The organism is Halomicrobium urmianum, assembly GCF_020217425.1.
In the GTDB taxonomy this organism is placed as follows: Archaea; Halobacteriota; Halobacteria; order Halobacteriales; family Haloarculaceae; genus Halomicrobium; species Halomicrobium urmianum.
Window position 1 is genome coordinate 2,287,588 of the sequence record NZ_CP084090.1, and the last position, 16,060, is coordinate 2,303,647.

17 protein-coding genes and 1 tRNA gene are annotated in these 16,060 nt (G+C 69.7%); 10 read left to right on the forward strand and 8 right to left on the reverse strand.

Annotated features, from left to right (window positions below):
• Nucleotides 1–57 precede the first annotated feature (57 nt).
• Both LCY71_RS11465 and LCY71_RS11470 read right to left on the reverse strand, forming a co-directional pair.
• Nucleotides 58–630 carry a DNA-binding response regulator gene (locus LCY71_RS11465; RefSeq protein WP_225333280.1) on the reverse strand — a complete coding sequence of 191 codons (573 nt, stop codon included), beginning with the start codon at nt 628–630 and terminating at the stop codon, nt 58–60.
• Nucleotides 631–721: 91 nt separating this feature from the next.
• Nucleotides 722–1,315 carry a DUF7504 family protein gene (locus LCY71_RS11470; protein ID WP_225333281.1) on the reverse strand — a complete coding sequence of 198 codons (594 nt, stop codon included), beginning with the start codon at nt 1,313–1,315 and terminating at the stop codon, nt 722–724.
• A 208-nt stretch (nt 1,316–1,523) separates the two neighbouring features.
• On the opposite strand from LCY71_RS11470, the gene LCY71_RS21455 reads away from it, so the two are divergent.
• Complete coding sequence (locus LCY71_RS21455; protein WP_263654035.1) at nt 1,524–1,658, forward strand: DUF7503 family protein; 135 nt, start codon at nt 1,524–1,526, stop codon at nt 1,656–1,658.
• Between the two features lie 182 nt (nt 1,659–1,840).
• On the opposite strand, the gene LCY71_RS11475 is transcribed toward LCY71_RS21455, so the two are convergent.
• The 5 genes from LCY71_RS11475 to LCY71_RS11495 all read right to left on the reverse strand — a co-directional run bounded on the left by LCY71_RS11475 (nt 1,841) and on the right by LCY71_RS11495 (nt 7,175).
• A complete protein-coding gene (locus tag LCY71_RS11475) occupies nt 1,841–3,955 on the reverse strand; it encodes a hypothetical protein (protein WP_225333282.1) in 2,115 nt (704 codons plus the stop codon).
• 162 nt (nt 3,956–4,117) lie between these two features.
• Nucleotides 4,118–5,317 carry a cell division protein FtsZ gene (gene ftsZ, locus LCY71_RS11480; RefSeq protein ID WP_225333283.1) on the reverse strand — a complete coding sequence of 400 codons (1,200 nt, stop codon included), beginning with the start codon at nt 5,315–5,317 and terminating at the stop codon, nt 4,118–4,120.
• Between the two features lie 2 nt (nt 5,318–5,319).
• Nucleotides 5,320–5,508, reverse strand: a complete 189-nt coding sequence (cdrS, locus tag LCY71_RS11485) for a transcriptional regulator CdrS (protein ID WP_225333284.1) — start codon at nt 5,506–5,508, stop codon at nt 5,320–5,322.
• A 223-nt stretch (nt 5,509–5,731) separates the two neighbouring features.
• The gene (locus LCY71_RS11490) at nt 5,732–6,349 is read right to left on the reverse strand and encodes a double zinc ribbon domain-containing protein (protein WP_225333285.1); all 618 of its coding nucleotides are present in this window, start codon (nt 6,347–6,349) and stop codon (nt 5,732–5,734) included.
• Between the two features lie 115 nt (nt 6,350–6,464).
• On the reverse strand, nt 6,465–7,175 hold the full coding sequence (locus LCY71_RS11495) for a hypothetical protein (protein WP_225333286.1): 711 nt from the start codon (nt 7,173–7,175) through the stop codon (nt 6,465–6,467).
• 224 nt (nt 7,176–7,399) lie between these two features.
• Between LCY71_RS11495 and LCY71_RS11500 the strand changes: the two genes are divergently transcribed.
• Nucleotides 7,400–7,473, forward strand: a tRNA-Tyr gene (locus LCY71_RS11500).
• 154 nt (nt 7,474–7,627) lie between these two features.
• On the opposite strand, the gene LCY71_RS11505 is transcribed toward LCY71_RS11500, so the two are convergent.
• On the reverse strand, nt 7,628–8,578 hold the full coding sequence (locus tag LCY71_RS11505) for a phosphotriesterase family protein (RefSeq protein WP_225333287.1): 951 nt from the start codon (nt 8,576–8,578) through the stop codon (nt 7,628–7,630).
• Between the two features lie 139 nt (nt 8,579–8,717).
• On the opposite strand from LCY71_RS11505, the gene LCY71_RS11510 reads away from it, so the two are divergent.
• The 8 genes from LCY71_RS11510 to LCY71_RS11545 all read left to right on the forward strand — a co-directional run bounded on the left by LCY71_RS11510 (nt 8,718) and on the right by LCY71_RS11545 (nt 15,920).
• Nucleotides 8,718–10,328 carry a uracil-xanthine permease family protein gene (locus tag LCY71_RS11510; protein ID WP_225333288.1) on the forward strand — a complete coding sequence of 537 codons (1,611 nt, stop codon included), beginning with the start codon at nt 8,718–8,720 and terminating at the stop codon, nt 10,326–10,328.
• A 229-nt stretch (nt 10,329–10,557) separates the two neighbouring features.
• Nucleotides 10,558–10,719 carry an FmdB family zinc ribbon protein gene (locus tag LCY71_RS11515; protein ID WP_225333289.1) on the forward strand — a complete coding sequence of 54 codons (162 nt, stop codon included), beginning with the start codon at nt 10,558–10,560 and terminating at the stop codon, nt 10,717–10,719.
• Nucleotides 10,720–11,227: 508 nt separating this feature from the next.
• Nucleotides 11,228–11,890 (forward strand): HAD family hydrolase, encoded by a 663-nt coding sequence (locus LCY71_RS11520; protein WP_225333290.1) that lies wholly within the window; start codon nt 11,228–11,230, stop codon nt 11,888–11,890.
• On the forward strand, nt 11,869–12,816 hold the full coding sequence (locus LCY71_RS11525; protein WP_225333291.1) for a CobD/CbiB family cobalamin biosynthesis protein: 948 nt from the start codon (nt 11,869–11,871) through the stop codon (nt 12,814–12,816). The genes LCY71_RS11520 and LCY71_RS11525 overlap by 22 nt, the downstream gene beginning before the upstream one ends.
• A complete protein-coding gene (cobS, locus tag LCY71_RS11530) occupies nt 12,807–13,547 on the forward strand; it encodes an adenosylcobinamide-GDP ribazoletransferase (RefSeq protein WP_225333292.1) in 741 nt (246 codons plus the stop codon). The genes LCY71_RS11525 and cobS overlap by 10 nt, the downstream gene beginning before the upstream one ends.
• Complete coding sequence (locus tag LCY71_RS11535) at nt 13,547–14,086, forward strand: NTP transferase domain-containing protein (protein WP_225335911.1); 540 nt, start codon at nt 13,547–13,549, stop codon at nt 14,084–14,086. Before cobS ends, LCY71_RS11535 begins: the two co-directional genes overlap by 1 nt.
• Before the next feature lie 87 nt (nt 14,087–14,173).
• Nucleotides 14,174–15,223 carry a threonine-phosphate decarboxylase CobD gene (cobD, locus tag LCY71_RS11540; RefSeq protein ID WP_225333293.1) on the forward strand — a complete coding sequence of 350 codons (1,050 nt, stop codon included), beginning with the start codon at nt 14,174–14,176 and terminating at the stop codon, nt 15,221–15,223.
• Nucleotides 15,216–15,920, forward strand: coding sequence for an adenosylcobinamide amidohydrolase (locus tag LCY71_RS11545; RefSeq protein ID WP_225333294.1), 705 nt, complete (start codon nt 15,216–15,218; stop codon nt 15,918–15,920). Before cobD ends, LCY71_RS11545 begins: the two co-directional genes overlap by 8 nt.
• Nucleotides 15,921–16,060 lie beyond the last annotated feature (140 nt).

Below are 16,060 nucleotides of genomic sequence, written 5' to 3' on the forward strand. Positions count from 1 at the left end.
CTTCACTCGGCGAGCGACGCGAGCCGGAAGTCGGAAGACACGTACCGTGGTCCGTAGTCACGCCTCGTCGTCGTCGGTCGGGTGACCGAGTGCGACGTCGAAGGCGTCGGCGTCGTCGAGGTCGCAGGCGAGACGGTCGATGCGCTCTCTGAGGTCGGCCAGTCGGCTCTGGACGCGGACGCGGTCCGCCGCGTCGCCCCCGTCCGACAGGTCGGCGTAGTGCTCAGCGAGCCCGTAGTAGCGATCGAGCAGCCGGTCGTATCGGGCGCGGCGGTGGAGGCGCTCGACGGTCTCCCGGAGGTCGGGCGCTGCGACCGGCGTCTCCAGACGTGCGTCGAGGCGGTCGTCGGCCGCTGCGTCCGCGGCGACCAGGCCAGCGACCTCGAAGTGCAGCCCCTGCTCGTCGCGGTGACGGAGCGCGGCGTCCAGTGTATCGGTTTCCACGCCGCCGACGACGAGGACGGAGACGTCCCGGTCGAGGCTGGCGCTCTGTTCCCGCTCGTCGCGAGCGGTCCGGACCGGCCACTCTTCGCGGAGCGCGGCCGTGATCCGTCGACTCCGGTCGGGGTCGGCGACGGAGACGAGGACGACGTCGGAGGTCGACGTCACGGTGAAGGTCGTCTTGCTCATGGTTTCGGTAGCACCCGTCCGGCCGGCTGTCGGTGGCCACCCGGCGCGTCGATTCGTCCGTCCGTGCGTCTGCTGGCGTCTGGCACGTCACTCACGCTCGAGGGCAGTCTCCGTCGTTGCACTCGACGACCACGTCGAACAGCGTCGAGAACAGGGCGATCGTTTCCTCGTCGTGCGCGGCGCTATCGATGTGGAAGTGTGCTCGAGCGCCTTCCGCCTGCACGCGGGACACGAGCACGTGGAGGAACTTGAACGCGGTATCTCTGTCGACGTACTCCAGGAGATCGGTGATCGAGTCGAAGCAGACCGCCGTCTCCGGGCCGGACTCGATCTGCTCTACGATCGTCATACCGAAGCTGTCGAGTGGCGTCACGTCGTCGACGCGCTCGACGGTCGATAGTTCCAATTTGCCCGCCGTTCCCGCCTGGGCGGCCGCGGACCGCGATGCGCCGTTCACTGAAACGAAGGCGTACGACGGAGCAGTTCCCACGTCTGCTCGCCACGTCGAGTGCTTGCTCTCCGGCGAGTCCGCGATCGTGACCCCGACCACCCGGTCCGGGTCCGTCTCTCCCGCCCGCAGTACATCGCAGCACAACTCGTCGTGCGCGTCGTCGAGTGCTGGCGTGACGACGAGCACGTTCGACGCGTCGGCGACTGCCGAGCTTCCGTCGAAGTCCTCGGTCATACAATGGGTCGTCTGCCTAATCGCGGTACGGTTGGTCCGGCCATCGAGTTACAGATCTAAACTGTCCGCGGATATTTTTATCGATTGGCCCGATATTCTGCCATCTTATTATCAGCGAACGTGTTATTACATCGTTAATCCATCTGCGTTAAATATCATAATTATCTAATTAATTTTATAGTTCCCGGCCCTGTTTCTACGAGTGCGTATGAGCCAGACGATGTCTGTCAAGGAACGGATCGCATCGCACCCGAAGCTGATCGGTATGCTGTTCACGACGCTGCTGTTCCTCTCGAAGGCGGGCGCAGCGGCGGCGGGCAAAACCAACTACGCCGGTCCCTGACGACTCCTTGGACGCCTGATCGTATTGAGAACGATATCCCGCTACTGTACTCAACCACGGTGGGATTAACTCCAGAAGTGCTTCTCGCTGGAATCATCCGTTCTGTCTACTGACAATCGGTAGAGCGGACACTGTACTCGCACTCTCTCTACACAAAGCCGAGAGTGGTTGGTCTCGGAGCTTCACAGCGCTTCTATCGGTACGTCGTCACTCCAGTAGAGCGTACCGTCGACGACCACAGGGAATACCTGTGTCTGCAGAAGCTCCCTGAGTTCTGACTCAGAGAGCGAATACGTGTCGAGTTCACCGGAATTGAGATAATACTTGGTTACGCCAGAGACGTGAGGACGCGTAATTGCCCCAAGCTGGTAATGCTTTGACGGATATCCCGTGATCGAGACGCTGTGTTCGTTCTGCTCCCCTGTACGCACCGTCGCCGAGAACGGTGAACCCGTTCTGCTCTCTACGGGAGTCATGTTACCGTCACCGACGACCATGTACCGCTGGGCGAGGCGGTTCCGTTTTTCGAGCAGATCGAGCATCGAGAGCAGCGAGAACCCCTGGTTCAGGAACCGGGCGATACTCATACCGATCTCCGTGGCGGTGGGATTCAGGACGTCGGTCAGGGTGACGATGCCACCGAGAGCGCCGGCGTCGACGAGAGCGCGACCCTGCTCGTAGGACTGGCAGGCGTTGAGCAGAAAGGCGTTCACGTCGACCTGGTCGAGCGTTCGGGCGTCGAGGTGGCCGTCGACGCACCGTAGCCCCTCCTCGTCGGCGTGGCCGATGTAGTGGAGGAAGTCCGCTTCCCGTTCGAGGAGGGCGGCCAGCTCCGCGGTAGTGAGCTGATCGTACGTGCTGATGTCGAACTCCAGCCACTCGCGGGCCCCGTAGGTCCCCTCGACGGCGTTCTCCTCGTCCATCTCGGGGTCGTTGCAGACGACGCGCACGCGGATCTGGCGCTCGGGGTCCGACTCGAAGTCGAGGCGCCGGTAGTACTCGTCGACGGACATCTTGCTGGCACCGATCGGGACCCCGTCGCCGACGTACGTCTGCTCGATGCTGTCCGCCGGCTCGGGCGTGAACACGTTCCCGTCCAGCGAGCCACCCGAACCTCCCGCGTCGCGGCGGCCCGTGGACCGCCAGACGGCTCCGCGCTCGCCGCCGAACACCGACTTCACCGCCGGGGACAGCGACTCCGTCGACTGGCCCGCCGCGGCAGGGTCGTCGGGACAGCGGATCACGGCGAGTTCGTCGGCGAGGAACGGGAGGACGGGGACCGACTCCGGGTCCGGGACGACGTCGGCGGTCAGTTTCCACTTCGGAACGGCCGGAGCGACGTCGTCGTACGGGACGTCCAGGTAGCGCCCGACCCGCGCACCGATCGGGAGCTCGTACAGCCGCTCGAAGTCGAGGTCGACGGCCGCTTCGACGAGCGCTCGCTCGTGTAACGGGACGTCGTACAGCCCCTCGGTACGGGTCACGCAGTCGAGCAGGAACGTCTGCTTCAGGACGCGCTCGACGGTCGCCTCGAACCCGTCGCCCCGGTCGAGCGCGAACGGCTCGCCGTCGGCGATCAGGATCGGCTCGTCGCCGATCTCGACGGTCGCGCCGAGGTAGTAGGCCAGCGGCGCGATCGGGAAGAGGCGGTCGAAGGCCGGCGGGACCTCGATCGCGACGTCCGCGTCGGGCGGCTCGATGCCGTCCGGCACCGACAGGCCGTCGCCGACCTCGACGAGCGGCGGGTGGCCGCGGAGCGTCGGGAAGGATCGCTCGCAGCTCGTCGTCTTGAGCGCCGATCCCAGGTGCGACAGCGCCGCTGCGACCGACCCGGGATCGCTCGCCGTCTCGATGGTCGCCGCCGGGTGTTCGTGCAGGGACCGGACCCCGACGCGGACTGCGGCGGCGCCGGGAAAGGAGAGCGACACCCCGTCGTCGCCGGGCTCGAAGGCGACCCCGCCGGTCACGTGCAGGTACAGCTTCATCTTGGCCGACGAGATCTCGAGATAGTACTCCCCGGGGTCCACGCTCGTCCGCTCGCCGCTGGTGCAGTCGGCGACGATGTTCATGTCCGCGTCGCGTACGAGCGCGCCGACCTGGTAGAGCGTCTCGAGTCGACTGACGGGAATCGATGCGGCCGTGTCGACGGGCGGTTCGAAGGCAGACGGGTCGATCGGCTCCGGTTCCACCGCTCGCGGCGTCAGCAGCGTGAACTGCACGCCCTCGATCGGGTCGGTGAGCCTGATACCGCGAGGTCCGCTGGTCGATCGGATGGCAGGTGAGCGGTGCGTTGTCATTGTCTGGTCGTCCCGCGTCCGGCCGACGCTCGGGACCGGAGCGATCGGCAGACCGCCCTGTGTCAGCGTGGACGGGACGCAGGCGAAAAAGCGCTTTCGCAGTCGACGATCAGAAGGCAAGCCGCGGTGACTGACTCGACAGGCGATCGCGGTCGCCGACCGTCAGTCGTTCGTCCGGATGACGTCGAGGCCGTTGTTCTTGTCGTCGGCGTCGCGGCCGCCGTCGGTGTGGCCGTACGCGCCCTGATCGTCGAACTCCTCGACGTTCTGGCTGGCGTCGAAGGTGGACTCGTCGTCGACTTCCTGGATGGCCTGGCGGGACTTGTCGGCCTGCTTCTGGGTCGAGGGGCCCAGTACCTGGGCGGACTGGACGCCGGTCATGATCGCCATGACGCGGACCTTGCCCTTGTACTCCTCCTGGATGCGCGCGCCCCAGATGACGTTGGCGCTGGCCTCCAGGCGCTCGGTGATGTTCTGGGCGATGCCCTCGGCCTCCTTCAGCGTGAGGTCGGGACCGCCGGTGATGTGGACCAGACCGCCGCTGGCGCCGCGGTAGTCGACGTCCAGCAGCGGGTGGTTCATGGCGTCCTTGACGACCTCCTCGGTCTTGTTCTTGTCCTGGGTCTCGCCGACGAGCATCACCGCGACCCCACCCTGATTCATGATGGAGGTCATGTCGGCGTAGTCCAGGTTGATGAGGCTGGGCTGGGTGATGGTCTCCGAGATGCCCTTGACCGTCTCGGCGATGATCTGGTCCATCACCGAGAAGGCCTTGCCGATCGGCAGGTTCGGCACGTAGTCGAGCAGGCGGTTGTTGTCCAGCACGATGATCGAGTCGGCCTCGTTGCGGAGTCGCTCGAGGCCCTCCTCGGCCTTCACCGTGCGGGCGCGCTCGACGTTGAACGGCGTCGAGACCATGCCGACCACGATGGCGCCCTGCTCCTTGGCGATCTTCGAGACGACGGGCGCGGCGCCGGTACCGGTGCCGCCACCCATGCCGGCGGTGACGAACACCAGGTCGGCGTCGCCCAGGACGTCCTTGATCGTGCCCTGGGCCATCTCGGTGGCGCGCTCGCCCATCGAGGGGTCGCCGCCAGCGCCGAGCCCGTTGGTCAGGGACTTGCCGACGAGGATCTTCGTGTCGGCCTCGATCATCTTGAGGTGCTGCTTGTCGGTGTTGATCGCGACCGTGTCGGCGCCCTCGACGCCGATGTTGTACAGGCGGTTGACGGTGTTGTTACCAGCGCCGCCGCAGCCGACGATGACGATGCGGGGATCGCCGAACCCGTCGACGTCCTCGTCGTCGAGCGCCTGCTGCTCGGCCTCGTCGCGTTCGAGGGCCTCCTTGACGATGTCCTGCATCGTCAGGCCCTCGCCCACGTACGGCGCTTGCGCTTTTCGGACGGACGGTCCTGCCCGCCTTCCTGCTCGGCGAGCATCTCCCGTACCGCGGCCCGGATGGCCTCGCTACGGTTGGGGTACTCCCCCGTTTCGACCATTCGTTCGACCTCTTCGATCTGCTGTTTTGGAATCCGCAGTGTCACACGCTCCATGTTTCGTTCCCCGGTAAGACGGCCTGCGTTTACACGTGAGATCGGCCGGGTGTGCGGCCAAACCGCGGGACGGCGGCGATCTCATCGCCGCGCGCCGCGGGGTGTAAGACGACCGTCTTACGCACCAGTTACCACATGGGCATATCGTATAAAACTTCTGGCGAGCGTATGACGTACATGCGTTTACCGACGTAAACGCACTCTCGCGACTGTTTTCACCGTCTTACGGACTGTCGAGGACGTCCGCTGCGGGGGTGCGGCGGCCGCAACTGGGACAGAACGCCCAGTCCGACCGGAGCTCGTCGCCGCATTCGCAGAAGACACGCCGGGCGGCCTTCTCGCCGCAGTTCGGGCAGTACACGTGGTCTCCCGTCACGTTTTCGCCGCACTGGGGGCACGTCTTACGTCCGCTCGGAGCGCCGTCGTCGCCGCTGTGCTCGTCCGTCTTACGATCATCCGCCGCGTGTGACGCGTCGCGGCGGGCCTCGCGCGCGCTCTCGTCGACGCCGGCGTCCGACGTCGCGTTCGCCGCGTCGAGGGAGATGTTGACGTTCACGTCGCGGCCACCGCGGCCGTCGCGCCGGTCGAGGTGTTCGTTTACGCGGTCCCGGATGATCGCGTCGACGCGGTCGACGAGCAGATCGTCGATGCTGTCGTCCCCGCCGGCGTTCACGTTCCCGCTGGCGTCGGCGTCCGCACCGGCATCTCTCGCCGGAGGGGTACCGTCGCTCTCGCCGAGGAACTCCCGGAGCGCCCGACGCATGACCTCGCTCTTGGAGTCGTCGAACTCCTCGAGCCGGTCGACGAGGTCGTCGTCGGCGCGGAACGTGATCTTGCTCATCCGACTCGTACGAGTCGTTGCAGGCCGGGTATTTCAATCTTGCCGACCTGCGTCTGACGCCTGTCTGACCGGGGCTTCGGCCCGGTGGCCCGTAGCGCGACGGCGGCCGGGGGCCTCACCTGGTCCGCGAGATGGGTTCGGGGTTGGCCTCGTGCCACTCCTCACAGAACGCCGCGATCTCCGCGACGCCCGCGTCGGGGTCGACGTCGACGGGGACCTCGCGGCGGGTCCTGCTCTCCAGTTCCGCGTCGCCGGCGCGGCTCTCCTCGTTGGGCTCCTCGGCAGTGAGGTACGCCTCTTCCACGACGGCGACCGGCTGGCCGGTCTGGGTGCGGCGGGACTCGTCGGTGTGCACCTCGAACTCCCGCTCCAGCGTGTGGACGCGACCGTCGTCGTCGCGGTAGGTGTACGAACCGAAAAAGCCCACGTCGGCGTCGGCCGACTCCGCGAGGTTCCGCCGCTGGAATTCCCGGTCGATGACGTTCGTCCCCGGATGGTCGCTGGTGTCCATGTGGTCGTGAGCGAAGTCGGAGAGCCACGTCCACCCGTGCTCCTCGCCGAACTCGGCGACGGCGTCCCCGAGCGTCTCGTTCTCGTCCAGGTCGCGCCGCTCCGCCTCGTCGACTGTCGCGTGTCCGGCGTCCTCGTCGACTTCGGCCCGGTAGACGGCGTGATCGTCCGGGTCGTACACGCGCGGGTTGCCGAAGCCGGCGCCGCCGCCGACGCCGATCCACTCGAAGTCGTCCCGGCGCTGGCCCTGATAGACGATCGGGTAGTCCCGGTAGTGAGTCGTCTCCTCGTCCTCCGGCGTCTGGTTGTCGGACATGGAGTACTACACCTAGTAACCGGGTGTCCTTCAGAAAGCGGACGCATATACGTTCTAACGTCGGCTTACTTGCCATGAACGCGCTACGCTGACGATCGAGTGGACTCTCGTGCGCGGACGTGAGATCGTATCACACCGGCGCTATCGGCCGTTCTACCCCGCCGCCGTCGGTCGGAATGATAACCGTTAAGTTCGACAACCCCGCTACGTTCGAGTGCAACTGACCGCCCTTAGCTCAGACTGGTAGAGCAGTCGACTGTAGATCGACTTGTCCCCCGTTCAAATCGGGGAGGGCGGACTTTTCCTGCGAACGAAGTGAGCAGTGAAAAGTCTCCGTGACACGATTTGAACACGCCAGTCGCAGCCCCGCGCAGCGACCGGAGGGAGCGAGCAGGAACGTCTGGCATCTGTTCAAATCGGGGAGGGCGGACAGGGCGCCCCTCCGCCACGAGTCACCGTGCGTACGCGTCGAAGGGGTTGTCCTGCGTCAACCGCGTCACAGTCCCCTCGCCGACGCGCTCCCGGAGCTTCGGGAGGAAGGTCTCGGGGAGGTAGGTGTAGGGCCGCTGCTGGCCGCCGCCGGGTTCGGAGGGGTCGTACCAGCCGCGGTCCTGGCTGAGGAGGAGGCGGTCGCGGTGGCCGGCGTCGAGCATGCGCTCGATCAGGTCGAGGTATCGCTCGTCGTCCTGGTCGTCGCCGCCGATCCAGTCGTACTCGACGTAGGCGCCGCGGTCGGCGACCGCCTCGTGATGGTCGGCGTCGTCGGCCTGCGCGTGGATCCAGATGAACCGGTCGGCGTCGTAGCCGGCGTCCTCGATCACGTCGAGTTGCTGGTGGACGACGCCGCCGTGGAGCGTGTGGATCCCGATGGCGGCGCCCGTGTCAGCACCGGCGCGGGCGGCCGCACGCAGGATCTTCGCCTCGTCGGCGGAGAGGCCGGTGGGATCGTCGTCGTCGGTGCTGACCTTGATCCAGGCCGCGCGCACGCCGGTGTCCTCGACCCCTTCGGTCAGTTCGGACAGCAGCCACTCGTAGAGGTCGTCCTCGCTGGCCTCGCGGGCCCAGTCGGGGATCTTCGGCTCCTGGTAGATCCCGGTCGGGACGACGACGGGGAACTCCGCGGCCTCCGAGACCGCGAGATCGACGTCGACCCGGCGGCCGACGCCCTCCGGCGTGGCCTCGACAAGCGCCGTGACGCCCGCCGCCCGCGCGCGCTCGATCTCGGGCGCCATCACGTCGACCACGTCGTCTGGATCGGCGTCGGTCCAGTTGGCCGCCGCCATCGGCCCGAGATCCACGAAGACGTGTTCGTGCGGGAGTATCAGCCCCAGGTCCTCGCGGTCGTACGCGCCCAGCGTGGTGATCAGTTCGCTCACGTCGGACTCCTCCGGCCACACGGACATAACTTCGACCCCGCGCGGCGCGGTCGAACGAGATTGTCCACGGTGCCGTCCGCGAGCGACGCCGGAACCGCCGGCCAGTAGACGAGAGATCCTCTCTGCGGTGACAGATTCGGCCGGTAGGGGGCCGTACGCTCGGGAGATGACGACGGACACTTGTACCGGGACGCACCTGAACGCGACCGTGAACGGAGAGGAAACCGAGCAGTCAGGCGCGGACGCGGAGGGGGCGTCGTTCGTAGAGTACGGCATCGACGATCGCCCGTCGCTGTCGAAGTCGACGGTCCTCGGCCTCCAGCACTACCTCACGATGGTCGGGGCGAACGTGGCGGTGCCGCTCATCCTGGCGGAGGCGATGGGGATGCCGGACACCGTGACGGCCAGGTTCGTCGGGACCTTCTTCGTGGTCTCGGGGATCGCGACGCTGGTCCAGACCACGCTCGGCAACCGGTACCCCATCGTGCAGGGGGCACCGTTCTCGATGCTGGCACCGGCCATCGCCATCGTCACGACGGTCAGCGTGACCGGCCCCGAGCCGGCCTGGCAGGTGCGCCTCCAGGCGCTCCAGGGCGCGATCATCGTGGCCGGGGCGGTCGAGGTGGCCATCGGTTACTTCGGCATCGTCGGGAAACTCAGGCAGTACCTCTCGCCGGTAGCTATCGCGCCGACCATCGCGCTGATCGGCCTCGCGCTGTTCAACGTGGGTCAGATCACGTCCGCGACGAACGACTGGTGGCTGCTGGGGCTGACGCTGCTGTTGATCGTCGCGTTCTCGCAGTTCCTGGACCGGCGCCACTGGGCGTTCCGGCTGTTCCCGGTCATCCTCGGGCTCGCGATCGCGTGGGCCGTCGCCGCGGCGCTGTCGGTGGGCGGGATCTACCCGCCGGACGCGCCGGGCTACGTCGACCTCGGGACGGTGGCCGAGGCCCCGCCGCTGCTGCCGATCTATCCCCTCCAGTGGGGGATGCCCACCTTCCAGCTGTCGTTCGCCATCGGGATGTTCGCCGGCGTGGTGGCCTCGATCGTCGAGAGCTTCGGCGACTACCACGCTGTCGCCCGGCTGGTCGGCAGCGGTGCCCCCAGCGAGCGCCGCATCAACCACGGCATCGGCACGGAGGGGCTGATGAACGTCTTCTCCGGGCTCATGGGGACGGGCGGGTCGACCTCCTACTCCGAGAACATCGGGGCCATCGGCCTGACGGGAGTGGCCTCCCGGTTCGTCGTCCAGGTCGGCGCGCTCGCGATGCTGGTCGTCGGCTTCGTGGGCTACGCTGGCCAGCTGGTTGTGACCATCCCCGACCCCGTCGTCGGCGGGCTGTTCGTGGTCATGTTCGCCCAGATCGTCGCGGTCGGGCTGTCGAACCTGGCGCACGTCGACATGAACTCCTCGCGCAACGTCTTCGTCGTCGGGTTCGCGCTGTTCGTCGGGCTGGCGATCCCCGAGTACGTGGCGGCCGTCGGCGACATGGCGACGTTCCGCGAGGGGCTGGCCGGCGTGCCCGTGCTGGGTGCCGTGCTCGGAACGCAGGTGGTCGCGAACACGACGTACGTCATCGGGAGCACCGGTATGGCCGTCGGCGGGCTGGCCGCGGTGGTCCTCGACAACGCGCTCCCGGGGACGGACGAGGAGCGCGGCCTCGCGCGGTGGGAGCGTCGCGCCGAGTCGCCGACGGCGTTCCGGCCCATCTGGCGCAACTGGTTCGGCGGCGACGCCGACTCCTCCGACGCCGACTCCTCCGACGCCGACCGGTGACCCGCCGGTCTGACGCTCCTTCGTCGGCAGTGATCGACTTCGTGCTCGCTCTGGTACGTGCGTGGCTTCGATCCGGCCCAAATCGTGCAGCAGTTTATATCTGTCTGGCACGTAACTCGCAGCGACCCGGTAGACGACGTTTACCACCAGACGGCGGTCGGACGAACGAACCGTAAACGATCGGCCCGCTTTTTAGTGGTTCCCGACGACCTCACAGGCGTGGTCGCCGATGGGAGTGTTAGACAAAGCACGGGACCTCTCCCGCCGGGGGAAGTCCAAGCGCCGCCCGTACGTGTGTGTGACGTGCGAGACGGCGTTCGAGGTGCAGTACCACGCCTGTCCGGCGTGCGGGGGATACGACGTGCGCCGGACGGAGTGGGTGGGTGACTGATACGGACTGCTGTAGCTGCGTTCCGGTTCGCCCGCACGACTACGGGCAGTCGCGCCGGCAGTGAACTGCAGCAGTCCGGACAACTCCCCGCGTCCACCAGGCACGACGCCTGACACCGGTCCAGCGCTCGCTGGGCCGTCCGGCACAGGCGCTTGCCGTGCCGGCCGCACCCCCTCACGGTTTTCGATCTTCCAGCAGCTGCCGGTCCGCGCGCACTGGGTTCGGCCGACCGTCGCCCGACGGTCACGCCGAACGAGCGCTCGGTCCCGGTCAAGTATGGTGGCTCAGGTACGGAATACGACCAAAAGGAGCCATTAAATTGTGATGTTGCGTAGGACGGATTTACAGTGACAATAGAGTTGCCTATTCTGGCTCGCCGAGCGGCCCCTCGGCGTCGACCGGCTCGGCGGTAGCCCGTCTGGTGTCGTGGTTCCGACGGTCGCCGCTGGGCCGCTTCGCGACCCGCGGTACCGCACTGTTCAAGTGCACTTGCCCGAATCACACTCGCGTGGCGGTATCGTTCGACTGCTTCGGGACGTTGGTGACCGTCGACCGACCCGGAGAGCCGTGGGCGGCGGTGGCGTCGGCACTGGCCGACCGCGGCGTCGCCGTCCCGGACGACTGGGAAGCCGCGTACCGGCAGTCCCACCGCGAGTACGACCCGGGGCGGGAGGCGCCGCTCGACGAGCACGTCAGGCTGGCGCTGGCCAGCCGCGGCGTCGACGTCGACCGGGAGACGGCGCGCGAGGCGACCCTCGCGGCCTTCGACGGCGCCGTCCGCCGCCGTCCGGGCGCGGACGCGGCCCTCACCGCCGCGCGCGAGCGCGGCCCGGTCGCCGTCTGCTCGAACTGCAGCGTCCCCGGCCTCGTCGAGCGGACGCTGGCGCGGGTCGACCTCGACGTGGACGCAGTCGTGACGAGCGTAGACTTCGGCTGGCGCAAGCCCCACGAGCGAATCTTCCGGGCGACGGCCGACGCCCTCGACGTGCCTCCGACGGCGCTGTGCCACGTCGGCGACGACCCGCGGACGGACGGCGGAGCGGAGCGGGCCGGCGGGACGGCTCTCGTCGAGGCCGACCCGGACCTCGCGCGGATCGCCGACCGGCTCGGAGACGGGGACGTGGCTGGTGAGAGCGAGGAGACGGGAGGATGGGAGGGATCGACGTGCTGATCGGTGCCCTCGCGGTGGGCGTCGCCGGCCTGCTGGAGGTCGGCGTCGCCGAGCCGCCCCGTCGCGCCCATCCGGTCGCCTGGTTCGGCCGGGCCGTCGCCCCGCTAGATCGGACGTGGGAGTACCCCCGACCCGTCGGGCTCGTCGGCGCCGCAGTCCTCCCGCTGGCCGCGGCCGTCGCGGTGGGCGGCGCCGTCGCCCTGGCCGCGACCGCACACCTCCGACTCGGGGCCCCCGCCGCCGGGCTGGCGCTGTTCGCGACGACGAGCCTCCGGATGCTGCTGGGCGAGGCGCGGGCGGTCGTCGCGGCGAGCGAGATCGACCTCGACCTGGCTCGCCGGGACCTGCGCGCGCTGGCCGGCCGGGACGCCGACGCGCTGTCTGCCGGCGAGGTCCGCAGTGCCGCCGTCGAGAGCGCCGCGGAAAACCTCGCCGACGGACTGGTCGGGCCGCTGCTGTTCTTCGTCGTCGGCGTCGCGGGCGCCGCGGTCGCGGGGGCCCCGACCGCCGCCGCGCTCGCGGCCGGCGCGGGCGGCGCGGCGTGGGTCAAGGCGGTCAACACGATGGACTCGATGCTGGGCTACCGCTCGAAGCCGGTCGGCTGGGCGCCGGCCCGGCTGGACGACGCCGTCCAGTGGGTGCCCGCCCGCGTCGCAGCGCTCGCGCTGGCCGTCGCGGCGGCCCGCCCGCGCTCCCTCGCCGACGCCCGGGACTGGCTCGACGCCGTGCCGTCGCCCAACTCCGGGTGGCCGATGGGGACCCTCGCGGCCGCCGCCGGTTGTCGGCTGACCAAGCCGGGCGCGTACGACCTCAATCCCGACGCGGACCTCCCGGACGCCGAGACGGCCCGCGGCGCCGTCCGGACCGTCGCGCTCGCTGGCGCGCTCTCCTATCTCCTCGCCGCGGGGGTGGTCGCGTGGCTCTGACCGCGGTACGCGGGGCGCTGGGCTTCCTGACGCGCCTGCCGGTCGGCACGGACGACCGCGCCTGGGACGCGTTCCGGCGGACGCCCGCGGCCTTCCCGCTGGCGGGCTACGTCGCGGGCGCGCTCGTCGCCGTCCCCGTCCTCCTCCCGCTGCCGGACCCGACGGTGGCCGCGGCGTTCGTCGCGACCGTCGTCCTCGTGACGGGCGTCAACCACGCCGACGGGCTCGCGGACCTGGGCGACGCCGCCGTCGTCCACGGCGACCGTCGCGAGCGCCGCGAGGTCATGCACGACACGGCGGTCGGCGTCGGCGCCGCGCTGGCGCTGGGCGTCGGACTGGTCGGGCTGACGACGGCCGGACTCGCGCTGGCGGCGCTGCCGACCTTGCCCGCCGTCGGCCTCGCGCTCGCGGCGGAGGTGGGCGCGAAACTGGCGATGGCGACGCTGGTCTGCGCGGGCGAGCCCAGCCACGAGGGGTTCGGCGCGCAGTTCCTCGGGCACGCGGACCGCGGTGACCTCGCCGTCCCGGTTCTGGCCGCGCTGCCGGCCGCCGTCCCGGTGCGGATTCCGGGCCTCGTCGCCCTGCTCGCCGCGGTCGCCGTCGCCCTCGTCGTCCGCCGGTGGGCTGCCCGGCGGCTGGGCGGCGTCGGGGGCGACGTCCTCGGCGCGACCAACGAACTCGCGCGGATCGCCGCGCTGCACGCGGGGGTGGTCGCGTGGACGCTGTCGTGATGGCCGGCGGCAGGGGCACCCGCCTCGACGCCGACCGGGAGAAGCCCCTGGTCCGCGTCGGCGGGCGGCCGATGGTCGACCGGGTGATCGACGCGCTCCGGGCCAGCGGCGTCGGTCAGGTCTACGCGGCCACCTCGCCCCACGCGCCCGCGACGTGCGAGCACGTCTCCGCGCCCGCGATCGAGACGCCCGGCGAGGGCTACGTGGCTGACCTCGAGGCGGTCCTGGCCGACGACCAGATCGAGCGGCCCGTGCTCACGGCCGTCGCCGACCTCCCGCTGCTTTCGGCCGACGCCGTCGACGACGTGCTGGCGGCCCACGAATCGGGGTCACTGACCGTCGCCGTCCCCGCAGACCTGAAGGCCGAACTGGGCGTCAGCGCCGACACGACGTTCGAACGGGAGGGGAGCGAGGTCGCGCCGGCGGGCCTGAACGTCGTCGGCGACGGCCCCGACCGGACGCTCGCGATCGAGGACCCGCGCCTCGCGGTCAACGTCAACCGTCCGGGCGACCTCGCAGTCGCGCGCGGCCGGGCCTGAAACGGGCGTTCTTCGGGGTCTCGACGTTCGTCCAGCGAACGGACGCGGCGCGAAACCGTTATCCCGCGCACTCTCGACGTCCCAGACATGGACCCCGACGCCGTCGACGACCTGCATTCAGGTGCCCACGAGGGCAGCGGCGTCGACGAGTCGGGACACGTCCCCCACGGCAGCACCGACGACCCGCAGCTGCTGGACTTCAGCGCGAACACGAATCCCCGGACGCCGGAGGGGGTGGCGCGGATCTACGAGGCGGCGCTGGCCGAGGCCAGGGCGTACCCGTCGACGGACTACTGCGGGTTCCGGACGGCCGCCGCCGAGTACGTGGGCTGCGAGGGCCGTCAGGTGATCCCCACCGGCGGGGGCCTCGGCGCGATCAGGCTGACGCTGGAGACCTGCGTCCGCCCGGGCGACACCGTGCTCGTCCCGGCACCGAGCTTCGGCGAGTACGCCCGCGAGGTCCGCCTGCAGGGCGCCGAGCCGGTGTTCGTCGACCACGACGCCGTCGACGAGCAGGACCCGGCCGATCACGCGGCGGCCGTCGTCTGCAACCCGAACAACCCGACCGGTGACGCGTACGACCGCGAGCGGCTCCGCGCGTTCGCCGAGCGCTGCCGCGAGTCGGGGACCGTGCTGCTCCTCGACGAGGCGTTCATGGACTTCGCCGACCGACCTTCGCTGGCCGGGACCGACGGCGTCGTCGTCGCCCGCTCGCTGACGAAGATCTTCGGGCTGCCGGGCCTGCGGGCCGGCTTCGCCGTCGCGACGGGCGACCTGCGGGACCGCCTGGACGTCGCCCGGACGCCGTGGACGATGGGCGGCCCCGCGGCCACCGTCGGCACCTACTGCCTGCGCCGGGAGCCGTTCGTCGTCGAGACCCGCGAGCGGGTCCACCGGGAACGGGCGCGCATGCGCGAGCGCCTCTCCCAGCGGTTCGCGGTCACGGGCTCCGACGCCCCCTTCCTCCTGCTCGAACTCGATTCCCCGGGCGACGTCGACGACGTACTCTCGACGCTACGGGAGCACAACGTCACCGCCCGGGACGCCCGCACGTTCCGCGGGCTGGACCGCCACGTCCGCGTCGCCGTGCGGACCCGCGAGGAGAACGGTCGCCTGCTCGACGCGCTCGATGTTTGAGGCGACCGTCCGCGACGGCGTCTGTCGCTGCCGGCGGCCGAACACTCGCTGGCTGGCTACCGGCCCCGACGGCGGGTTCCGGACGGCCGACGCGGCCTACGACGTCACAGTCCCGGAGGGGTTCGACCGGACGGACCTGCGAGCGTACGCCGCCGAGCGGCGCGACGCGGCGGCCTTCGAAGCGCCCGGGCCGACGCTGTTGACCGGCGTCGACGTCGCCCACGCCCGCTGTGCCAGCGACGGGCCGGTGACCGTCCTGGCGACGGCGGGCGTCTCGAACCCGGCGGCGCTGCCCGTGGCTGGAGGCACCGTCGGGGAAGGAACTGCGGACGCGCCGGACTGGCGGCCGGGCACGGTCAACCTGATCGCCGTCACGGACCGAGCGCTGGGCGAGGGGACGCTCGCGGAGCTACTGGCCACCTGCGTCGAGGCGAAGGCGGCGACGCTCGCGGCGGTCGCCGGCTACCCCGGCACCACGAGCGACGCCGCGGTGGTCGGCTGCGACCCCGACGGCGACCCGGCCGAGTTCGCGGGCAGCGCGACCGAGGTAGGCGCCGCGACGCGGGCCTGCGTGCGCGACGCGGTCCTGGCGAGTCTCGGATCCAGGTACCCCGACGGCGAGTTCCCCCGTCGCGTCGCCGAGGCCGAGCACGGCGTCGTCACCGACCGCGAGCCCGACGTGTTCGCGCCGGCGTGAACCGGGTCCGCGGGACGGCCTCGCAGCAGCAAGCCGGTCGCTGATTGCCGTTCGCGGCGAAAGACGGACGTCGATGTCTCCGCCGAGGCCGCTCCACGGACTTGTCGGTGAGCCACTGCGTGCGTATCGCCCCGCCCGCT